Annotated in this window: 14 protein-coding genes; 2 read left to right on the top strand and 12 right to left on the bottom strand. The window is 74.2% G+C overall.

Annotated features, from left to right (window positions below; genetic code table 11):
- Positions 1–6: 6 nt before the first annotated feature.
- From ACIBNE_RS01155 to ACIBNE_RS01110, 10 genes are all read right to left on the bottom strand, one after another.
- A complete protein-coding gene (locus ACIBNE_RS01155) occupies positions 7–633 on the bottom strand; it encodes a GTP-binding protein (RefSeq protein ID WP_399268126.1) in 627 nt (208 codons plus the stop codon).
- Positions 614–1,048 carry a DUF742 domain-containing protein gene (locus ACIBNE_RS01150; RefSeq protein WP_399268123.1) on the bottom strand — a complete coding sequence of 145 codons (435 nt, stop codon included), beginning with the start codon at positions 1,046–1,048 and terminating at the stop codon, positions 614–616. The genes ACIBNE_RS01155 and ACIBNE_RS01150 overlap by 20 nt, the downstream gene beginning before the upstream one ends.
- A complete protein-coding gene (locus ACIBNE_RS01145) occupies positions 1,045–1,452 on the bottom strand; it encodes a roadblock/LC7 domain-containing protein (RefSeq protein ID WP_399268121.1) in 408 nt (135 codons plus the stop codon). The genes ACIBNE_RS01150 and ACIBNE_RS01145 overlap by 4 nt, the downstream gene beginning before the upstream one ends.
- On the bottom strand, positions 1,449–3,131 hold the full coding sequence (locus tag ACIBNE_RS01140) for an ATP-binding protein (protein WP_399268119.1): 1,683 nt from the start codon (positions 3,129–3,131) through the stop codon (positions 1,449–1,451). The genes ACIBNE_RS01145 and ACIBNE_RS01140 overlap by 4 nt, the downstream gene beginning before the upstream one ends.
- Before the next feature lie 364 nt (positions 3,132–3,495).
- Positions 3,496–6,174, bottom strand: coding sequence for an ATP-binding protein (locus ACIBNE_RS01135; protein ID WP_399268117.1), 2,679 nt, complete (start codon positions 6,172–6,174; stop codon positions 3,496–3,498).
- A 179-nt stretch (positions 6,175–6,353) separates the two neighbouring features.
- Positions 6,354–7,745, bottom strand: a complete 1,392-nt coding sequence (locus ACIBNE_RS01130) for an MFS transporter (RefSeq protein WP_399268115.1) — start codon at positions 7,743–7,745, stop codon at positions 6,354–6,356.
- 56 nt (positions 7,746–7,801) lie between these two features.
- Entirely contained in the window at positions 7,802–8,233 is a 432-nt protein-coding gene (gene nirD, locus ACIBNE_RS01125) for a nitrite reductase small subunit NirD (protein ID WP_399268113.1), read from the bottom strand.
- On the bottom strand, positions 8,230–10,776 hold the full coding sequence (gene nirB / locus ACIBNE_RS01120) for a nitrite reductase large subunit NirB (protein ID WP_399268111.1): 2,547 nt from the start codon (positions 10,774–10,776) through the stop codon (positions 8,230–8,232). Before nirB ends, nirD begins: the two co-directional genes overlap by 4 nt.
- A complete protein-coding gene (locus ACIBNE_RS01115; protein WP_399268109.1) occupies positions 10,773–12,023 on the bottom strand; it encodes an NAD(P)/FAD-dependent oxidoreductase in 1,251 nt (416 codons plus the stop codon). The genes nirB and ACIBNE_RS01115 overlap by 4 nt, the downstream gene beginning before the upstream one ends.
- Positions 12,020–14,074 carry a molybdopterin oxidoreductase family protein gene (locus ACIBNE_RS01110; protein WP_399268107.1) on the bottom strand — a complete coding sequence of 685 codons (2,055 nt, stop codon included), beginning with the start codon at positions 14,072–14,074 and terminating at the stop codon, positions 12,020–12,022. Before ACIBNE_RS01110 ends, ACIBNE_RS01115 begins: the two co-directional genes overlap by 4 nt.
- A 192-nt stretch (positions 14,075–14,266) precedes the next feature.
- Between ACIBNE_RS01110 and ACIBNE_RS01105 the strand changes: the two genes are divergently transcribed.
- Both ACIBNE_RS01105 and ACIBNE_RS01100 read left to right on the top strand, forming a co-directional pair.
- Positions 14,267–15,469 carry a uroporphyrinogen-III synthase gene (locus ACIBNE_RS01105; protein ID WP_399268105.1) on the top strand — a complete coding sequence of 401 codons (1,203 nt, stop codon included), beginning with the start codon at positions 14,267–14,269 and terminating at the stop codon, positions 15,467–15,469.
- Complete coding sequence (locus tag ACIBNE_RS01100; RefSeq protein ID WP_399268103.1) at positions 15,466–16,266, top strand: sirohydrochlorin chelatase; 801 nt, start codon at positions 15,466–15,468, stop codon at positions 16,264–16,266. Before ACIBNE_RS01105 ends, ACIBNE_RS01100 begins: the two co-directional genes overlap by 4 nt.
- Here the strand turns inward: ACIBNE_RS01100 and ACIBNE_RS01095 are convergent.
- Positions 16,167–16,634: a GNAT family N-acetyltransferase gene (locus tag ACIBNE_RS01095; RefSeq protein WP_399268100.1), complete on the bottom strand. Its 468-nt coding sequence runs from the start codon at positions 16,632–16,634 to the stop codon at positions 16,167–16,169. The genes ACIBNE_RS01100 and ACIBNE_RS01095 overlap by 100 nt on opposite strands.
- A 14-nt stretch (positions 16,635–16,648) precedes the next feature.
- Entirely contained in the window at positions 16,649–18,295 is a 1,647-nt protein-coding gene (locus ACIBNE_RS01090; protein WP_399268098.1) for a cytochrome bc complex cytochrome b subunit, read from the bottom strand.
- Between the last annotated feature and the right edge of the window lie 223 nt (positions 18,296–18,518).

Here is an 18,518-nt window from a genome sequence, read left to right as displayed (position 1 = left end):
TCGGGATCAGGGGTGTGGCACGGCGAGGGAGTGCAGATAGCGGATCAGGGTCATCAGGACGTCACGGCTGGAGGTGCGTTGACGGGCGTCGCAGTCGACCATCGGCACCTCGGCGGGGAGGTCCAGCGCCGCGCGCAACTCCTCGATCGGGTGACGCGGCCCGTCGGGGAAGGTGTTGACGGCGACGACGAACGGCACTCCGCCCTCCTCCAGGCGGCCGATGACGTCGAAGCTGACCTCCAGGCGGCGGGTGTCGACCAGCACGACCGCGCCCAGCGCCCCCTCGAAGAGGCCGTTCCACAGGAACCAGAAGCGCTCCTGGCCCGGGGTGCCGAAGAGGTAGAGCACCAGTTCCTCGGTGATGCTGATGCGCCCGAAGTCCATCGCGACGGTGGTGGCGGTCTTGTTCTCTACGCCGCGGTTGTCGTCGACGCCGACGCCCGCCTGCGTCATGGTCTCCTCGGTGGTCAGCGGACGGATCTCGCTGACCGAACCGACCATCGTGGTCTTGCCGACCCCGAAGCCGCCCACGATGACGATCTTCACCGCCGCGGTCGCCGTGGTGGGCAGCACGTCCTCGGTGCGGGGCCCGGCGATGCGGCCGGACATCGTGTCAGAGCTTCTGGAGTCCATGCATCACCGCTTCGAGGAGAGACCGGTCGGGCAGGGTCGCACGGGCGATGGGGGCGCGCGACTCGACCAACTCGGTCGCGAGGAGTTCGGTCAGCAGCGCGGTCACCACGCTGAACGGCAGGGTGAGGTAGGCCGAGAGCTCGGCCACCGACAGGGGGGCCTGACAGAGGCGCAGGATCGCGGAGTGCTCGGGAGGTATCGAGGGCTCCGCCTCCTCGCACGCCACGATCATGGTGACCAGGTCGAGCCTGGCGCGCTCGGAGCCGTCGGGTCCACCGGTGATCACGTAGAGCCGTTCCAGCTCCCTGCCGTCGTCCTTGGCCTTCGCCTTGCCCTCCGTCTGGTGGGACGAGGAGCCCGCGGGCGGTGCGGACTGCGGGAGGGGCTTGCGGCGTACGCGGCGGGGCACGGTCATCCGGCGCGCCCGTCGTGCCGGGGCGGGCTCGTCAGGTGAGCCCCGATGCGGACGACCAGATCGCGCATCCGGGCCCCGACGAGGCCCGCCTCCACCGTCTCGTCGGTGAGGACGGCGAGGTAGGCGCCCGCGCCCGCCGCCATCAGGTAGAAGTATCCGCCCGTGACTTCGATGACGACGAGTCTCATCCGCCCGTCGCTCTCCGGGATCTCCGTCGCCACCGCGGCCGCCAGGCTCTGGAGCCCGGCGCAGGCCGCGGCCAGCCGGTCGGCGCCGTCGTGGTCACCGCCGTGCCGGGCGATGCAGAGGCCGTCCGACGACAGCACCACGATCTGGTGGATCTGCGGCAGCTCCTTGGCCAGATTCGTGAGCATCCAGTCGAAGTTGGCACGCTGCTGGATCACTTGAGATCTCCCTTGTCCCACGCATCGTCTGAGTCACCGTCGGCGGCGGGGCCCTCGGGGACTCCGTTGACGGCCTTGGTGAATGCCTCGAGCCAGATGCCCGGCCCGGGTTCCTGCTTGGGCTCCGCCCCGTACGGCTGCTCGTCCGCGTACACCCCGGTCCGCGCCGACGGCTCGGCCGGCTCGGCCGCGAACGGGTCGTCGCCGTAGGCGTCGCCGCCGAACGGGCTGTCCGCCGCGTGGCCGTTGAGCTCCCTGGCGGGGGCCTCGGGAGCGGGGGCCGGAACGTTGTGCGACCCGAGGGGCGCGCGCATCCGGCTCCGCCGCTGGGGCAGGCCGTTCGCGGTCCATTCGGTCACCACGGGGACGTCCTCCTCCATGGCCGACGCGGTCGTGGGCACCGGGCGCTTGGGGCCCCCGCCGCGCGCCTTCTTCTCGCGCCACGCCTTGGCGCGGGCGGGCTCGGGCAGCGGGTTGTCGTCGGCGTCCCTGCTGGGGCGCGAGGCGGCTCCGATGCCGTGCGCGATGCCCGGGGCGCGGCCGGTGGTGATCATGTCGCGGGGCACGATGAGGACGGCGCGGACGCCGCCGTACGCGGACTGCCGGAGCGAGACCTGGAGGTCGTACATCTTCGAGAGCCGGCCGACCACGGCCATGCCCAGGCGCGGGGTGTCGCCGAGCGCGTTGAGGTCCACGCCCGCCTGGGCCGCGGCGAGCATGTTCTCGGCCCTGCGCCTGGCCTCCTCGCTGAGGCTGACGCCGCCGTCCTCGATCTCGATGGCGACGCCGGTCTGCACCTCGACCGCGGTGACGTGCACCCGGGTCTGCGGCGGCGAGTAGCGGGTCGCGTTGTCCAGCAGCTCGGCGCAGGCGTGGATGAGGGGCTCGACGGCGGTGCCGACGATGGCGACCTGGGCGATGGCGTGCAGGTCGACCCTGCGGTACTCCAGGATCCGGGACATGCTGCCGCGGAGCACGCTGTAGAGCGGCACGGGCTTGGGCCACTGGCGGCTGGGGCGGGCGCCGCCGAGCACCGAGATGGAGTCGGCGAGGCGGCCGATGAGGGCGTTGCCGTGGTCGATGCGGAGCAGGTCGTCGAAGACCTCGGGGTTGTGCCCGTGGTCCTCCTCCATCATCCGCAGCTCACTGGCCTGCTGGTGGACGATGGCCTGGACGCGGCGGGCGATGGAGACGAAGGAGCGCTGGGCCGACTCGCGCATCGCCTCTTCGTCGTCGATGACTTCGAGGACCTTGCGGAGCATGCGCCGCTGGCCTTCGCCGATGGTGCGGAACTGCTCGTCGCTGTCGACGACGGCGATCATCGTCTCGTGGGGCGCCTCGCCCTGCCGCATCCGGGAGATCGCGGTGGGCAGCAGCTCGGTGGCGAAGCGCAGGGCCTCGGCGTCGTGCCGGGCCAGCCGGTGCTCCAGGACGGTGGTCCGCTGCTGGTGCTCGGCGCGCAGGCCGCGCAGCGTGCGGCCGCGGCGGAGCAGGGCCGTGAGCAGGCCGGCGACGACGACGGTCATCACGGCTCCGCACCACAGGACAGGTATCCGGGCGACTTCGTCGACTGCGGCGACGGCGGCGGCGGTGGCCGCGGCCATCAGGAGGAACAGCAGCAGAAGGGCCCGAACGAAGGGTGTTTCGCGATCAGTTGGAGGGGAGTCCACGCGCACCATGCACACCTTCTGGCATTCGAGTCGGGGGTCGTACAAGGGAACAATTGCCTGAATTCACAACAACTCGGCTTGTTGCGGGCGAGCTTAGCCCTCGCGATCCGGCGCGGCGGACTGTTCGGCCAACACCGGACGGAAGCGTCCCTGCCGGTAATAGACTCGCCACTTTTGCACGCTCAGCCCCCAACTGTGCACGTCGAGTCACCGGATGGGGTTCAGTGTTGGGTAATGCCCAACGCATAGTCCACGGAAGTGCTATGGGCGTTCAGGGAGCGCTCGTACGGGATTCGTACGCGGGTACGCCGGACCCCGGGCACGGCTTCCGCCGTGTCCGGGGTCCGGCTTCCGGTGCGGGACCGGCGGGCGCTCAGGGCAGCCGGGGGCCGTTCCGCAGGGCGCGCTCGGCCTGCTCCACCAGGCCGTCGGCGCTGCACGCCTTGGCGAGGTCGAGGCCGTGGCGCAGCTCGGACGCGGAGCGGGCGGCGATGCCGTACTCGACGCGCGCCAGGGCGTGTTCGTACGTGCACGGCGACGCTTCCAGATAGGCGACCGCGCGCGACAGGAGCTCCACCGCGCGCCCGCCGTCCGCGAGGGCGGCCTCGCAGCGCAACGATTCGCCGATGGCGGTGTCCGTGCCGAAGCGCTCGGCGCGGTCCCTGGCGTACGCGGCGAGTGCCGCGGCCCGCTCGGGCTCCTCGTCGGCCACGGCCCGCGCCAGCTCGACGGCCCACGGCGCCATCACGACGTTGTGCCTGCCGCGCCTCTTCAACGCCTCGCCCGCCGCCTCCAGTTCCGCGACGGCCTCCTTCCTGCGGCCCTGGGCGAGCAGCAGCCGGCCGCGGACCGTCGGCGCGTCCGGGATGACGATGGCCGACGGGTAGGGCGGGGCGAAGCCGTAGCGGTCGGCGACCTCCTGCGCCTTGTCGACCTGGCCCCGCGCCAGGAGCGTGTCGATGAGCATGCAGGCGGCGTCCCAGTGCATGGGCAGTCCGTCGCCGACGCGCGCGGACAGCCGCAGGCTCTCGCGCAGGGACCTCTCGGCGTCGGCGAGCTGTCCGCGTCTGCGCAGGAGGTAGCCGTTGAGCGCGTGCGCGAAGGCGAGGTGGCCGCCGCTCCAGCCGGCCTCCTCGAAGGACCGCAGCGCCTGGCTGAACAGGCTCTCGGCGCGGTCGAGCCGGTCGGCGAAGGCGTAGGTGAGGCCGAGCAGCGCCGGTGGCTCGAAGCCCCAGGCGGTGTTGGTCCAGCCCATGCCCGGCGCGAGGCGGCCGTTCACCAGGGCGCGGTCGCAGATCTCGACGATCTCCTCGGCGCTCTCGCCCCTGGCCATGCCGTCGAAGGCGCGCAGTATGAGGAGCGCCTGTTCGGTGTTGTCGCGGCCCCTGAGTCCTTCGGCCGCGTCCGCGAGCCGGCGGGAGCGGGCGTTGCCGTCCTCCTCGACGGCCTGCACGCCCTCCCAGAGGAAGTGCACCGCGGTGAGCCGCAGCCGGTCGGGGCCGTCGGGGGTGCGCGCCGCCTCCTCCGCGACGACCTTGGCGGCCTCGCCCGTCTCGTTGTTGTGGGTCAGTGCCTGGGAGAGCCGGAAGACGGCGTCCACCCGGTCGTCGCCCTCCAGGCCCGGGATGTCGAGCGCCGCGCGCAGGTGGCCCACGGTCTCGGCGGGCGAGGTCAGCAGCGTCGCACAGCCCAGTTCGTACAGGACCTTGGCGTGGACCTCGGGCAGCGGCGGCTCCGCGAGGGCCCGCTCCAGACAGCGCCTGGCCGCGCCCGGGGCGCCGACCGCGATGTGCTCGGCCGCGGCCTTGCGCAGCTGCTCGACCAGCTCGGGATCGTCGTCGGGGATCACTTCGAGCAGGTGCCGCGAGGCGGCGACCTCGCCGAGGCCCGACTGGGTGATGGCCCAGGCGGCGCGGCCGTGCAGCGCCGTGCGGGTGGCCGGGGTGATCGACTCGTAGACGGAGTCGAGGACCAGCGGGTGGACGAAGTCGAGCGGGTCGGTGCCGGTGAGGATGCGGGCGTCGCGCAGCCGCTGCGCACAGGCTTCGGCCTCGGCCCTGCCGATGTTCGCGAGCTTGGCCGCGAGGTCCAGGGAGATCTCGGTGCCGAGGATCGCGGCGCCCCTGGCGAACTTGAGGGTGGTCGGGCCCAGTTCCTCCAGCCTGGCCATCAGGCCCGTGCCGCGCGTGGACGCGCTGAGCGCGCGCAGCTCCGCCGCGTGCTCCTCCACCGGGTCGAGCGCGTCGTTGCGGACCTTCAGCAGCAGCTCGACCGTCCCGAAGGCGTTGCCGCCCGTGACGGCCCAGACCTCGCGGCAGAACGGGTCGTCGGCGTGGGCGCCGAGCGCGGTCCTGGCGAGGCGGGCGGTGGCGTCGGGGGTGAACGCGCTCAGCCTGTTGGGCTCGCCCGACGCGCTGTCCAGCGCGCGGAGGTGTTCGGCGGTCTCGCCGGTGGCCTCGTCGGTGCGGTAGGCGACGACGATCAGGACGGGCTGTTCGGCGAGCCGCTCGGCGTACGACACCAGCCAGTCCAGCGTCTCCACGTCGCACCAGTGCGCGTCGTCGACGATCAGCACCAGCGGGCCGTTCTCCTCGGCGAGGCCGTCCACCAGGACGTCGAGTCCGTCGCGCACGCCTTCGGGGAGCGTCGGGCTGGCGGTGGGCAGGGCGATGCCGAGGGCCGGTCCCACGATGCCGAAGCGGTCGCCCAGCAGGTCCTCGACCTGGACGGACCGCAGTCCCGACAGGGCGGGTTGCAGCAGCTGGCGCACGACGTGGAACGGTACGGACGCGACGATCTCGCCGCCGCGCGCCGACCACACGGTGCTCCGCTCCGCGGCCAGCCTGCCGATCTCGGCGAGCAGGGCCGTCTTGCCTATTCCGGCCTCGCCGCTGTAGACGAGGAGCCCGCCCTTGGGCGGTGCGGTCCCTCCGGGGCCGCCGCGGAGGGCGTCGACCGCGGTCCTGGCGTGCCGAAGCTCCACGTCGCGCTCCAACAGCGGCGCGACGGCGTTCGGCTCGGTGTTCGGGTTCTCCGGCTGGGGCACGATCATCGTCCCTCCCTACCCCCATCGTGTGGCCGATGTCGAGCGTAGCCCGGCACCTGCCGCCGTGGACCTGATACGCGGGGTTTGGGCCGGGACGGGTGACGAGAAAGGCCAACGCGCGTTCCGCCAGGCCCCTTTCGGCCACATTCGGCCGCGCGCGCAGCGGCTTCCGGTCGCCCGGAGCGTCACACTCCGGGCAGTCGGCGCGGTGCGGGCCGCAGGTACACCGCCCAGGTGAGCAGGGCGCAGACGCCGTACGCGAGGAGGAAGGTCAGGTACGCGGCGTCGCCGTCGCCCGACTCCAGGAAGGCCTGCCGGAACACGATGTTGACGAGCACCCCGCCGAACGCGCCGATCGCGCCCGCGAGGCCGATGAGCGCGGACGCCAGGCGCCGCGAGCGCCGCTCGGCCTCCTCGGGGTCGCCGCCCGCGGCGACGTCGGCCGCCGCCCTGGCCCGGAAGACCGCGGGGATCATCTTGTACGTCGAGCCGTTGCCGACCCCGCTGAAGACGAAGAGCGCGACGAATCCGGCGATGAACAGCGGCAGCGAGCCGCGCCCCGACGCGTACAGCACGAGCGAGGCGCCCGCCGCCATGGCGCCGAAGGTCGCCAGCGTCACCCTGGCGCCGCCCCAGCGGTCGGCCGCCAGCCCGCCGACCGGGCGGACCAGGGAGCCGAGCAGCGGGCCGACGAAGGTGAGGCAGGCGGCCTTGACCGGGGTGTCGAACTGGTCGTGGAACTGGACCTGGAGCACCTGTCCGAAGGCGAAGCCGAAGCCGATGAAGGAGCCGAACGAGCCGATGTAGAGGGCGGACACGACCCAGGTGTGCGGCTCGCGGCAGACCTCCCGCAGCGCTCCCCCGTCGTTGCGCAGGGCGGTGAGGTTGTCCATCTTGAGCGCGGCGCCGAGGGCGGCGAGGACGATGAGGGGGAGGTAGACCAGGGGCAGCAGCCTGGGGTGCGCGGCGCCCGCGGTGGCCAGGACGAGCAGGCCGAGCAGCTGGACCGCGGGGACGCCCAGGTTGCCGCCGCCCGCGTTGACGCCGAGCGCCCAGCCCTTGAGGCGCTGCGGGTAGAAGGCGTTGATGTTGGCCATGGACGAGGCGAAGTTGCCGCCGCCGACGCCCGCGGCGCAGGCGACGGCGAGCAGGGTCCCGTAGCCGACGCCCGGTTCGAGCACGACGCCCGCCAGGACGGTGGGGACCAGGAGCAGCAGGGCGCTGAAGACGGTCCAGTTGCGGCCGCCGAACTTCGCGACGGCGAAGGTGTACGGCAGCCTGAGCAGCGCGCCGAGCGCGGTGGGCAGCGCGGTGAGCAGGAACTTGCCCGCGGGGTCGATGCCGTACTCCGGGCCGAGGAAGAGGACCAGGACCGACCAGAGGCTCCAGACGGAGAAGCCGATGTGCTCGCAGAGCACGGAGAAGAGGAGGTTGCGGCGGGCGACGCGGGCGCCGGCCGCCTCCCAGAAGGCGGTGTCCTCGGGGCGCCAGTCGTCGATGGCGCGGGCCCCGGAGCGGGTCGTGGCGGGGGCGGGGGCGCCGGTCGCGGGGGGTTCGGGGGTGATCGTGGAGGTCATGCGGTCAGCCTGGCGGCGGCAGGTTTCGGCCCGCCGCCGCCGGTGGCTCGGGGGTGCTACGTCTCGCGCACACCGGCGGTGGCGGGCCGTGAGGTGAGCGGCGTGCCCGCGGCGCGCACGGGCCACACGCGCAGCGGCGGGCACTCCTCGTCGTCCAGGCAGACCCCGGTGCGCAGGTCGAAGGCCTGCTTGTACATGGGCGACGCGACGACCGGGACGCCGCCGCGGCTGCCGGTGAGGCCGCGCGACAGGACGTGGGCGCCGCTGAACGGGTCGCGGTTGGCGAGCGCGTAGAGGCGGTCGGCGCGGTCCCGGAAGACGGCGATCTGTTCGGCGCCGACGAGGACGGCGACGCCCCTGCCGGGGACGAGGTCCTCCAGCGCGCAGACGCGTTCCCAGCGGGTGCCGTCGTGGATCTCGACGGCGGCGGGGGCGGGGGCGGTCGGGGCTTCTTCGGTGCGGAGAGCGGCGGGCGCCGTCGTGGTCATCGGGTGCGTACCTCCAGTGCGGGGCCCGCGATCGGTTCGCCGGGGCGGGCCGGGCGGATCTGGCCCCGCTCGGGGGCGAAGCGGATGGTGGGGTCGGGGGTGCCGGGCGCGTTGGCGAAGGAGACGAAGCGGCGGAGCCGGTCGGGGTCGGCGAGGGTGGCGGCCCACTCGTCCTGGTACGTCTCGACGTGCCTGGCCATCAGTTCGTCGAGGTCGGCGCAGATGCCGAGCGCGTCGTCCAGGAGCACGGCGCGCAGGTGGGCCAGGCCGCCGTCCAGCCGCTCCAGCCAGGGCGCGGTGCGCTCCAGGCGGTCGGCGGTGCGGATGTAGAACATCAGGAAGCGGTCGACGGTGCGCAGCAGCGTCTCGCGGTCGAGGTCGGCGGCGAGCAGGTCGGCGTGGCGGGGCGTCATGCCGCCGTTGCCGCCGACGTAGAGGTTCCACCCGGTGGAGGTGGCGATGACGCCGAAGTCCTTCGACTGGGCCTCGGCGCACTCGCGGGCGCAGCCGGAGACCGCCGCCTTGATCTTGTGCGGGGCGCGCAGGCCCCGGTAGCGCAGCTCCAGTTCGATGGCGAGGCCCACCGAGTCCTGGACGCCGTACCGGCACCAGGTCTCCCCCACGCAGGACTTCACGGTGCGCAGCGCCTTGCCGTACGCGTGGCCCGATTCGAAGCCCGCTTCGACCAGCCGCTTCCAGATGGGCGGGAGTTGGTCGACCGAGGCGCCGAAGAGGTCGATCCGCTGACCGCCGGTGATCTTGGTGTAGAGGCCGTAGTCGCGGGCGATCTCGCCGATGGTGATGAGGCCTTCGGGGGTGATCTCGCCGCCGGGGACGCGGGGCACGATCGAGTAGGAGCCGCCCCGCTGGAGGTTGGCGAGGAAGTGGTCGTTGGTGTCCTGGAGCGCGCCCTGTTCGCCGTCGAGGATGTGGCCGCCCGCGAGGCCCGCGAGGATCGAGGCGACGGCGGGCTTGCAGACGTCGCAGCCCTCGCCCGTGCCGTGCTCGTCGACGAGGCGGGCGAAGGAGTCGATGCCCTTGACGCGGACGATCTCGTACAGCTCGGCGCGGGTGCGGGTGAAGTGCTCGCAGAGTCCCGCGGCGGTCTCGACGCCGCTCGCGGCGAGTTCGTCGGTGACGATCGAGGACAGCAGCTTGACGCAGCTTCCGCAGCTGGTCCCGGCCTTGGTGCACTTCTTGACCTCGGGGACCGAGGTGCGGCCCCCGGTGCGCACGGCGGCCCTGATCTCTCCCTTGCTGACGTTGTTGCAGGAGCAGACGACGGCCTCGTCGGGCAGCTCCAGCCTGACCGGCTCCCGGCCCGCGGGGAGCACCAGTTGCTCGGGCGGCGCGGTGAGCGGGGCGCCGCCGGCGGCGAGCGGGCGCAGGGTGGCGTACGCGTCGGTGTCGCCGACCAGGACGCCGCCGAGCAGGGCGCCGTCCGCGCCGATGACGAGCTTCTTGTAGACGCCGTCGCGGCTGTTGGCGTACAGCACGTCGAGGCTGCCTTCGGTGGCGCCGTGCGCGTCGCCGAAGCTGGCCACGTCGACGCCGAGGAGCTTGAGCTTGGTGGAGGTGTCGGCGCCGGTGAACCGCCCCTCCCCCGACATGAGCCGGGCGGCGGCCGTCTGGGCCATCTCGTAGCCCGGCGCGACCAGTCCGTAGACCCGGCCGTCGGCGGCGAGCGCGCACTCGCCGATCGCCCACACGGCGGGGTCGGCGGTGCGGCAGTGCTCGTCGACGACGATCCCGCCGCGCTCCCCCACCGGCAGTCCGCACTCCCTGGCGAGCTGGTCGCGCGGGCGCACCCCGGCCGAGAACACCACCAGATCGGCGGCGAGTTCGGTGCCGTCCGACAGGGTCATGGCGCGCACCCTGCCGTCTTCGCCGGTCTCGACGCGCTGGGTGCCCGCGCCGGTGTGGACCCGCACGCCCAGGTCCTCGATCTTGCGGCGCAGCACCTCGCCGCCGCCCTCGTCGACCTGGAGGGCCATCAGGCGCGGGGCGAACTCCACGACGTGGGTCCGCAGGCCGAGCGCCTTGAGCGCGCCCGCCGCCTCCAGGCCGAGCAGCCCGCCGCCGACGACGGCCCCGGTCCTGGCTCGCCCGGCGTCCGCGCGGATGCCCTCCAGGTCCTCGATGGTGCGGTAGACGTGGCAGCCGGGGGCGTCGTGGCCGGGTACCGGCGGGACGAAGGGGTACGAGCCGGTGGCCAGGACCAGGGCGTCGTAGGCCAGGGTGCGGCCGGAGCGGGTGGTGACCGTGCGGGCCTCGCGGTCGATCGCGGTCGCGGGGTCGGCGAGCAGCAGCTCGATGCCGTGCTCCGCGATGAAGCCGTCGGCGCACAGCGAGAGTTCCTCGGGCGTGGTGCCGGAGAACCACGAGGTGAGGTGGACCCGGTCGTAGGCGGGCCTGGGCTCTTCGGCCAGGACCGTGACGCGCCAGGCGTCGCGCGCTCCGGGCTGCCCGGCCAGTGCCTCCAGGAAGCGCTGGCCGACCATGCCGTGGCCGACCAGGACCAGGTGCTGGGGTGTCGCTGTCATCGGGCGGCTCCTTGGGTGGTGAGCAGGTGCAGGGGCGCGAGGGACCCGGGCAGCGGGTCGTCGCGGAGGTAGGCGCGGGTGAGGGCGCCGACGGTGGCGAGGTCGCCCACGAGGACGCCGCCGACGAGCCGGTCGCCGCGCAGCAGGAGCTTCTTGTACGTGGCGCGCGTGGCGTCCGCGAGGCGGAGCACGTCCACGCCGGGCCCTTCGGCCGTGGGGTCCCCGAACGCCGCGTATTCGAGGGGTCCCGCGGTGAGCCGGGAGAGCGGGCGGGTGCCGGTGTAGACGGCGTCCGGGTCGGCGCCGGAGAGGCGGGCGGCGAGGACGTCGGCCTGTTCCCAGGCGGGGGCGGCGAGGCCGTGGACGGTGCCCCGGTGCTCGGCGCAGTCGCCGATCGCGTACACGGCGGGCTCCCCGCGGGGCGGCTGGCCGGTCACCGCCAGCGTCCCGTCCACGACCACCCCCGCGCGCACCGGCAGTCCCGCCGCGCGGGCGAGTCCGGTGCGCGGGCGGACGCCGCAGGCGAGCACCACCAGGTCGGCCGCCAGGACGTAGCCGCTCGCCAGCTCGACGGCGCTCACGCGGTGGGTGCCGTGCAGCGCGCGGGCGCGGTTGCCCGGGTAGGTCTCGACGCCGAGCGCGGCGAGCCGGGTGCGCAGCACCGCGCCCGCCTCCTCGTCCAGGTGGCGTTCGATCAGGTGCGGGGCCTGGTGCACGATCTCGACGGGCAGTCCGAGCGCGGCGAGCGCCCTGGCGGCGCTCACGCCGAGCACGCCGCCGCCGACGACCACGGCGCGGGTGGCGTGCGCGGCGTCGGCGGCCAGCCGCGTGGAGTCGGCGACCGTGCGGAAGGAGTGGACGCCGCCGACGAGTTCGCCGTCCGGCCCGCGCAGTCCCCGGACGGGCGGCAGGACCGGGTTGGCGCCCGTGGCGATGACGAGGGTGTCGTACGGGGCGCGGGTGCCGTCGTCCAGGGTGAGGGCGCCGGGCCCGAGCGCGGTGACCTCGGCGCCGGTGCGCAGTGCGGCGCCGCCGGTCGGCAGGGCGATGTCGTCGGCGCCGTACCGGCCGGTGAGGACGTCCGCGAGGAGGACCCTGCTGTACGGGGCGCGCGGCTCGGCCCCGTACAGCGTGACCCGGCCAGGACCGCCGAGCGCGGTGTACCGCTCGGCGAAGCGCGCGGCGGCCATGCCCGCGCCGACGACGGCGATGCGGTGTCCGGCGCGGCCTGTCGTGCGCCTGCTCATCGGACCGCCTCCACGCGCACCGCGCACACCTTGAACTCCGGCATCTTCGACGTCGGGTCCAGCGCCGGGTTGGTCAGCGCGTTGGCCCGTCCTTCGCCGCCCCAGTGGAACGGCATGAAGACCGTGTCGGGCCGGATCGTGTCGGTGATCCGGGCGGGGGCCAGCGCCCTGCCGCGCCTGCTGCTCACCGCGAGCGCGTCGCCGTCGGCCACGCCGAGCCGGTCCGCGAGGTGCGGGTGGATCTCGACGAACGGCCCCGGCGCGGCCCGGTTGAGCGCGGCCACCCTGCGGGTCTGGGCGCCGCTCTGGTACTGCGCCGCGACCCGCCCGGTCGTCAGGTACAGCGGGTAGTCGGCGTCGGGTTCCTCGGCGGCGGGGCGGTGCGAGACGGCGGCGAAGCGGGCCCGGCCGTCGGGGGTGGCGAAGCGGTCGAGGAAGAGCCGGGGCGTGCCGGGGTGGTCCTCGTCGGGGCAGGGCCAGAAGACGCCGTCCTCCTCGGCGATGCGCCGGTAGCTGATGCCCGCGTAGTCGGCCCGGCCCCCGGCCGAGGCGCGGCGCAGTTCGTCGAACGCCTCCTCGGGGTCGTCGGGGAAGCCCTTGTCGGTGCCGAGGCGGGCGGCCAGCTCGCGCAGGACGGCGAGGTCGGTGCGTACGCCTTCGGGGGCGTCGACCGCCTTGCGGCGCAGGATCACCCTGCCCTCCAGGTTGGTGGTGGTGCCGGTCTCCTCGGCCCACTGGGCGCTGGGCAGGACGACGTCGGCCAGCGCGGCGGTCTCGGAGAGGACCAGGTCGGACACGGCGAGGAAGTCCAGGGAGCGCAGCCGCCGTTCGACGTGGGCGGCGCGCGGCGCGGAGACGACCGGGTTGGAGCCCATCAGGAGCAGCGCCCTGACGCCGTCCGGCTGCCCGAGCCCGTCGAGGAGTTCGTACGCGGAGCGTCCCGGGCCGGGGAGGTCGGCGGGGTCGACGCCCCAGACGCGGGCGACGTGCTCGCGGGCGGCCGGGTCGTCGATGGCGCGGTAGCCGGGAAGCTGGTCGGCCTTCTGGCCGTGTTCGCGGCCGCCCTGGCCGTTGCCCTGTCCGGTGAGGCAGCCGTAGCCGGACAGCGGGCGGCCCGCCTTGCCGGTGGCGAGGGCGAGGTTGATCCAGGCGCCGACGGTGTCCACGCCCTTGGACTGCTGCTCGGGGCCGCGCGCGGTGAGGACCATGCCGGTGCGGGCGCGCGCGAACGTCTCGGCGGCCTCGCGCATCGCGGCGGCCGGGACGCCGGTGATCCCCTCGACGCGCTCGGGCCAGTGCGCCATGGCGGCGGCCCGCGCGCCCTCGAAGCCGCTGGTGCGCTCCGCGATGAACTCCGGGTCGGTGAGGCCGCCCGCGACGACCAGGTGCAGCAGGCCGAGCGCGAGTGCCAGATCGGTGCCGGGCACGGGCTGGAGGTGCAGGTCGGCCAGTTCGGCGGTCTTGGTGCGGCGGGGGTCGACGACGATCAGCGTGCCGCCGTTCTCGCGCAGTTCGCGGAGGTGGCGCAGGGCGGGCGGCATGGTCTCGGCGGGGTTGGCGCCGACCAGGACGAGGCAGTCCGTACGGGAGACGTCCTCCAGCGGGAAGGGCAGGCCCCGGTCGATGCCGAAGGCCTTGCGGTGCGCGGCCGCCGCGGACGACATGCAGAAGCGGCCGTTGTAGTCGATGTGCGGGGTGCGCAGCACGACGCGGGCGAACTTGCCCAGGAGGTAGGCCTTCTCGTTGGTGAGCCCGCCGCCGCCGAAGACGCCGACCCGTTCCCCGGCCGCCGCGAGGCCGCGCGCGACCCGCTCCAGCGCCTCGTCCCAGGACGCCTCGCGCAGCGCGCCGCCGTCGCGCACCAGCGGGGCGGTGAGCCGGGCGGAGCGGGACAGGACGGCCGCGGCCGTACGGCCCTTGCCGCACAGGACGCCCCTGTTCACCGGGAAGTCGGGGCGCTCCAGCACCTCCACCGCCTGCGGCGGGCGGCCGGAGAGCCGCATTCCGCACTGGAGCGAGCAGTACGGGCAGTGGGTGTCGGTCGTCGTCATGGCAGGGATCGTCGCCCGGTGGCGTTTCGCGCCCGCGTCCCTCGTGTTGCGCGCGGGATATGCGGTTCTCACGCCCCGGCGGCGGCGACGTGGGCGCCGCGACATCTTCCGTAACATTCGGCGGGCGTGCGCTAACCCGCCCGTGATCCGGGGGCAACACCGGTGCAACGGCGCTGGCTGAGTCTGCGGGGCATGGCTACTGGCGAGTCCGAAGAACCGCGCGGCACGCGGCGGGCGCCGCGCGCGCCGCTCACCGGCTTCACCGTGGGCGTCACGGCGGCGCGCAGGCGCGACGAGTTGAGCGCCCTCCTGGTGCGCAGGGGTGCGCGCGTCGTCGAGGCGCCTTCCCTGCGGATCGTGCCGCTCGACGACGACGCGGCGCTGCGCGGCGCCACCGAGCGGTGCCTGGCGGGGCCGCTCGACTACGTGGTGGCCACCACGGGCGTGGGCTGGCGCGGCTGGATGAGCGCGGCCGACGGCTGGGGGCGCGGCGCCGACCTGGCGCGCGCCTGTGCGGGCGCGGCGGTGCTGTCGCGCGGGCCGAAGGCGACGGGCGCGGTGCGGGCGAGCGGGCTGACGGAGGCGTACGCGCCGGAATCCGAGGCGATCGACGAGCTGCTGGCGTGGCTGCTGGAGCGCGGGGTGGCCGGGCGGCGCGTCGCGGTCCAGGAGCACGGGGCGCCGCTGCCCGGGTTCACGGCGGCGCTGCGGGAGCGCGGCGCGGAGGTCGTCGAGGTGCCGGTGTACCGCTGGGCGCCGCCCGAGGACCCGGACGCGGTGCGCAGGCTCGTGGAGCGGACGGCGCGCGGCGAGGTGCAGGCCCTGACGTTCACCAGCGCGCCCGCGATCACCGCGTTCCTGGAGGCGGCGCGGGCGGCGCGGGCTCAGGGCGACGCCGCGCTCCACGGGGACGTGCTGGCGCGGCTGCGCGAGGGGTCCGTGCTCACGGTGTGCGTGGGTCCGGTGTGCGCCCGGCCGCTCCAGGAGCTGGGCGTGGCGACGGTGTGGCCGGAGCGCGGGCGGCTCGGCGCGATGGTGCGCACGCTCACCGAGACGCTGCCCGGCCGGCACCGGCGCGAACTGCGCTTCGGCGGGCGGGTGCTGGCGCTCCAGGGCAGTGCGCTGCTGGTGGACGAGGAGGTCCTGTGGCTGCCGCCGGTGTCCGCGGCGGTGCTGCACGCGCTGGCGCAGCGGCCCGGCTGGGTGCTGAGCAGGGCGGAGCTGTTGCGCCGGGTGTGGGCGGGGCGGGCGGGCGACGGCGCGGGCGCGCGGACGGACGAGCACGCGGTGGAGGCCGCGGTGGCGCGGCTGCGCGCCGCGCTGGGGCCGTACGCGGGGCTGATCCGTACGGTGCCCAAACGCGGGTACCGGCTGGAGGTGGAGGCCGAGCGATGAGCACCGCCGCCCTCGTGCCGGACGCGCCCCCTCTGGTGCTGGTCGCCCACGGCACCCGCGACGCGGAAGGGGTGGCCGCCACGCTCGCGCTGGCCGACCGGGTGCGGGCGCTGCGCCCCGGGCTGCGCGTCGAGCTGGGCTGGCTCGACCTGGTGGAGCCCGGCCTCGACGCGGTCCTGGCCCGGCTGCGCGGCGCCGCCGTGCTGGTGCCGCTGCTCCTGGGCAACGGCTTCCACGTCCGCGGCGACATCCCTGACGCCCTGTCCCGCGCCCCGCACCTGCGCGCCCGCACGGCGCGGGCGCTGGGGCCCGATCCGCTGCTCGCGGACGCGCTGGCCGAGCTGCTGGGCCCCGTGCCCGCCGGGTCGCCCGTGGTCCTGGCGGCGGCGGGTTCCACGGACCCGGCGGCGAACGCCGAGACCGCGCGCATGGCCGGGCTGCTGGCGGAGCGCACCGGGGCCCGGGTGAGCGCCTCGTACCTCTGCGCGGCGGCCCCGACGCCGCGGGACGCGGTGGCGGCGCTGCGCGCCGGGGGCCATGCGCGCGTGCTCCTGGCCCGCTACCTCCTGGCCCCGGGGCACTTCGCCCGGCGCGCGGCCCTGGCGGGCGCCCACCGGGTCTCGGCCCCGCTGATCGGCCATCCGGCCGTGGCCGCGCTGGTCCTCGCGCGGTACGAGGAGGCGGCGGCGCGGCCCCCTCATCCCGTCAGGGGGAACTCCAGCTCGGGCCGGTCCCACAGCACCGCGGGCGGCGCGGCCCGCACCGTGCCGACGCGCTCCGCGCCCACGCTGAGGTAGAACCCCTCGGCGGGCGGGTGCGACACGACCCGCACGCGCCCGATCCCGGCGGCCCGCGCGGTCTGCTTCATGTGGGCGGCGAGGGTGCGGCCGACGCCGAGGCCCTGCGCGTCGTCGGCGACGAACATCAGGTCGAGCTCCCGCTGCTCGACCAGGAGCGCGTAGAAGCCGAGGATCCGGCCGTCGGCCGCGACGGCGGCGTACACCTCGTGGGTCTCGATGTAGTCGGGGCCGACGCGGTAGCCGGCGACCATCGACGCGTAGTGGCCCTCGTAGGCGCGGGAGCGCCGGACGAGCCGGGTCAGGCGCGGGGCGTCGGCGGCGGTCGCCCGCCGCATCGACACCGCACCCGTAATGGATGACTTCATGCACCGAGTATTACTCACCCGTGATCGGCGCCGTGCCCCTCCCCGCTCCGCAGCTCCCGGTGCTCGTCGGCCGTCGCCTTCGGCACGTGCGAGCCCGGCCCGTACAGCGCGCGCGACACCCTGGCCCGCAGCAGCTCGCCGCGCCGCACCTTGCGGGCCACGCCGTTCTCGTCGACGAGCGGTCCCGGTGCGTACGGCTCGGGCTGCTCGTGCGCGGTGAGGGTGTACCGCTGCCCCTGCGTGAGGGGTTCGTGGACCTCGACGTACTCCCCGTGCGGCAGCCGTTTGACGACACCGGACTCGCGGCCGTGCAGCGCCTTCTCGCGGTCGCGGCGCTGGAGCCCGAGGCAGATCCGCTTGGTGACGACGAAGGCGAGCACGGGCCCGACGAAGAAGGCGACGCGCACGAACCAGGTGATCGCGTTGATCGAGAGGTGGAAGCGGGTGGCCCACAGGTCGTTGCCGCCGCCGACCAGCAGCACCGCGTAGACGGTCAGCCAGGCCACGCCGAACGCGGTGCGCACGGGGGCGTTGCGCGGCCGGTCCGCGATGTGGTGCTCGCGGTCGTCGCGCGTGGCCCAGGCCTCGACGAAGGGGTAGACCGCGATGACCGCCATGATCAGCGGGAAGAGCGCGAAGGGGATGAAGACGCCGAGCTGGAGGGTGTGGCCCCAGGCGTTGACCTCCCAGGCGGGCATGACCCGGATCAGCCCCTCGGAGAAGCCGAGGTACCAGTCGGGCTGGGCTCCGGTGGAGACCATGTCGGGCCGGTAGGGGCCGATGTTCCAGACGGGGTTGATGCTCGCGACCGCGCCCATCAGCGCCAGCACCCCGAAGACCAGGAAGAAGAACCCGCCCGCCTTGGCGACGTAGTTGGGCAGGAAGGGCACGCCGACGACGTTGCGCTCGGTCCTGCCGGGCCCGGCGAACTGGGTGTGCTTGTGGTAGAAGACCAGCACCAGATGGGCCACGACCAGGCCGAGCATGATGCCGGGCAGCAGCAGGACGTGCACCGAGTAGAGCCTGGGGATGATGTCCTCGCCGGGGAACTCCCCGCCGAAGAGGAAGAACGACAGGTACGTCCCCACCACCGGGATGGACAGGATGGCGCCCTGCGCGAAGCGGATGCCGGTGCCCGAGAGCAGGTCGTCGGGGAGGGAGTAGCCGGTGAGCCCGGTGATCAGGCCGAGCATCAACAGCGTCCAGCCGAACAGCCAGTTCAGCTCGCGCGGCCTGCGGAAGGCGCCGGTGAAGAAGACCCGCATCATGTGCGCGAGCATCCCGGCGACGAAGACCAGCGCGGCCCAGTGGTGGATCTGCCTGATCAGCAGCCCGCCGCGCACCTCCATGCTGATGTCCACGGTCGACTCGAAGGCGCGCGTCATGCGGATGCCCTGGAGTGGTTTGTACGAGCCGTCGTAGACGACCTCGGCGCCGCTCGGCTCGAAGAAGAGCGTGAGGTAGACGCCGGTGAGGATCAGGATCAGGAAGCTGTAGAGGCAGATCTCGCCGAACATGAACGTCGGGTGGTCGGGGAAGATCTTGCGCATCTGGGTCCTGGCCAGGGTGTGGACGCCCAGCCGTCCGTCGGCCCAGTCCGCGACGCGCTCCCCCCGGCCCGCTCCGGCCTTCCGGGTGCGCCGGTCGATGCTCTCGCTCATGCGAATCCCCTTCGCCGCGCTCGGGGCCCTCGGGTGGTCCCAGCGTGGCACGGCGCCCCGGCCGAGCCAACAGCACCCCACGCCCGCGTCACATGTGGAACGTCAACTCCCTTATCAGGAACACCTGTTGAACTCCTCAGCACCACGGGACACACTGGCGACGGCGATGGGGGCGCCGTCAACTCGCGTTCCCTGCCTGCCTGTTCATGCTTTCCGACAGCTT

The sequence above is a fragment of the Streptomyces sp. NPDC050504 genome (assembly GCF_044458065.1).
GTDB lineage: Bacteria > Actinomycetota > Actinomycetes > Streptomycetales > Streptomycetaceae > Streptomyces.
The sequence above is the reverse complement of the archived record's forward strand: the minus strand, read 5'-3'. Positions and strand labels throughout refer to the sequence as shown.

Coding starts and splice junctions, on each gene's coding strand:
- ACIBNE_RS01155 (WP_399268126.1), bottom strand. CDS start 633: ATGGACTCCAGAAGCTCTGACACGATGTCCGGCCGCATCGCCGGGCCC.
- ACIBNE_RS01150 (WP_399268123.1), bottom strand. CDS start 1,048: ATGACCGTGCCCCGCCGCGTACGCCGCAAGCCCCTCCCGCAGTCCGCA.
- ACIBNE_RS01140 (WP_399268119.1), bottom strand. CDS start 3,131: ATGGTGCGCGTGGACTCCCCTCCAACTGATCGCGAAACACCCTTCGTT.
- ACIBNE_RS01135 (WP_399268117.1), bottom strand. CDS start 6,174: ATGATCGTGCCCCAGCCGGAGAACCCGAACACCGAGCCGAACGCCGTC.
- ACIBNE_RS01130 (WP_399268115.1), bottom strand. CDS start 7,745: ATGACCTCCACGATCACCCCCGAACCCCCCGCGACCGGCGCCCCCGCC.
- nirD (WP_399268113.1), bottom strand. CDS start 8,233: ATGACCACGACGGCGCCCGCCGCTCTCCGCACCGAAGAAGCCCCGACC.
- nirB (WP_399268111.1), bottom strand. CDS start 10,776: ATGACAGCGACACCCCAGCACCTGGTCCTGGTCGGCCACGGCATGGTC.
- ACIBNE_RS01115 (WP_399268109.1), bottom strand. CDS start 12,023: ATGAGCAGGCGCACGACAGGCCGCGCCGGACACCGCATCGCCGTCGTC.
- ACIBNE_RS01110 (WP_399268107.1), bottom strand. CDS start 14,074: ATGACGACGACCGACACCCACTGCCCGTACTGCTCGCTCCAGTGCGGA.
- ACIBNE_RS01105 (WP_399268105.1), top strand. CDS start 14,267: ATGGCTACTGGCGAGTCCGAAGAACCGCGCGGCACGCGGCGGGCGCCG.
- ACIBNE_RS01100 (WP_399268103.1), top strand. CDS start 15,466: ATGAGCACCGCCGCCCTCGTGCCGGACGCGCCCCCTCTGGTGCTGGTC.
- ACIBNE_RS01095 (WP_399268100.1), bottom strand. CDS start 16,634: ATGAAGTCATCCATTACGGGTGCGGTGTCGATGCGGCGGGCGACCGCC.
- ACIBNE_RS01090 (WP_399268098.1), bottom strand. CDS start 18,295: ATGAGCGAGAGCATCGACCGGCGCACCCGGAAGGCCGGAGCGGGCCGG.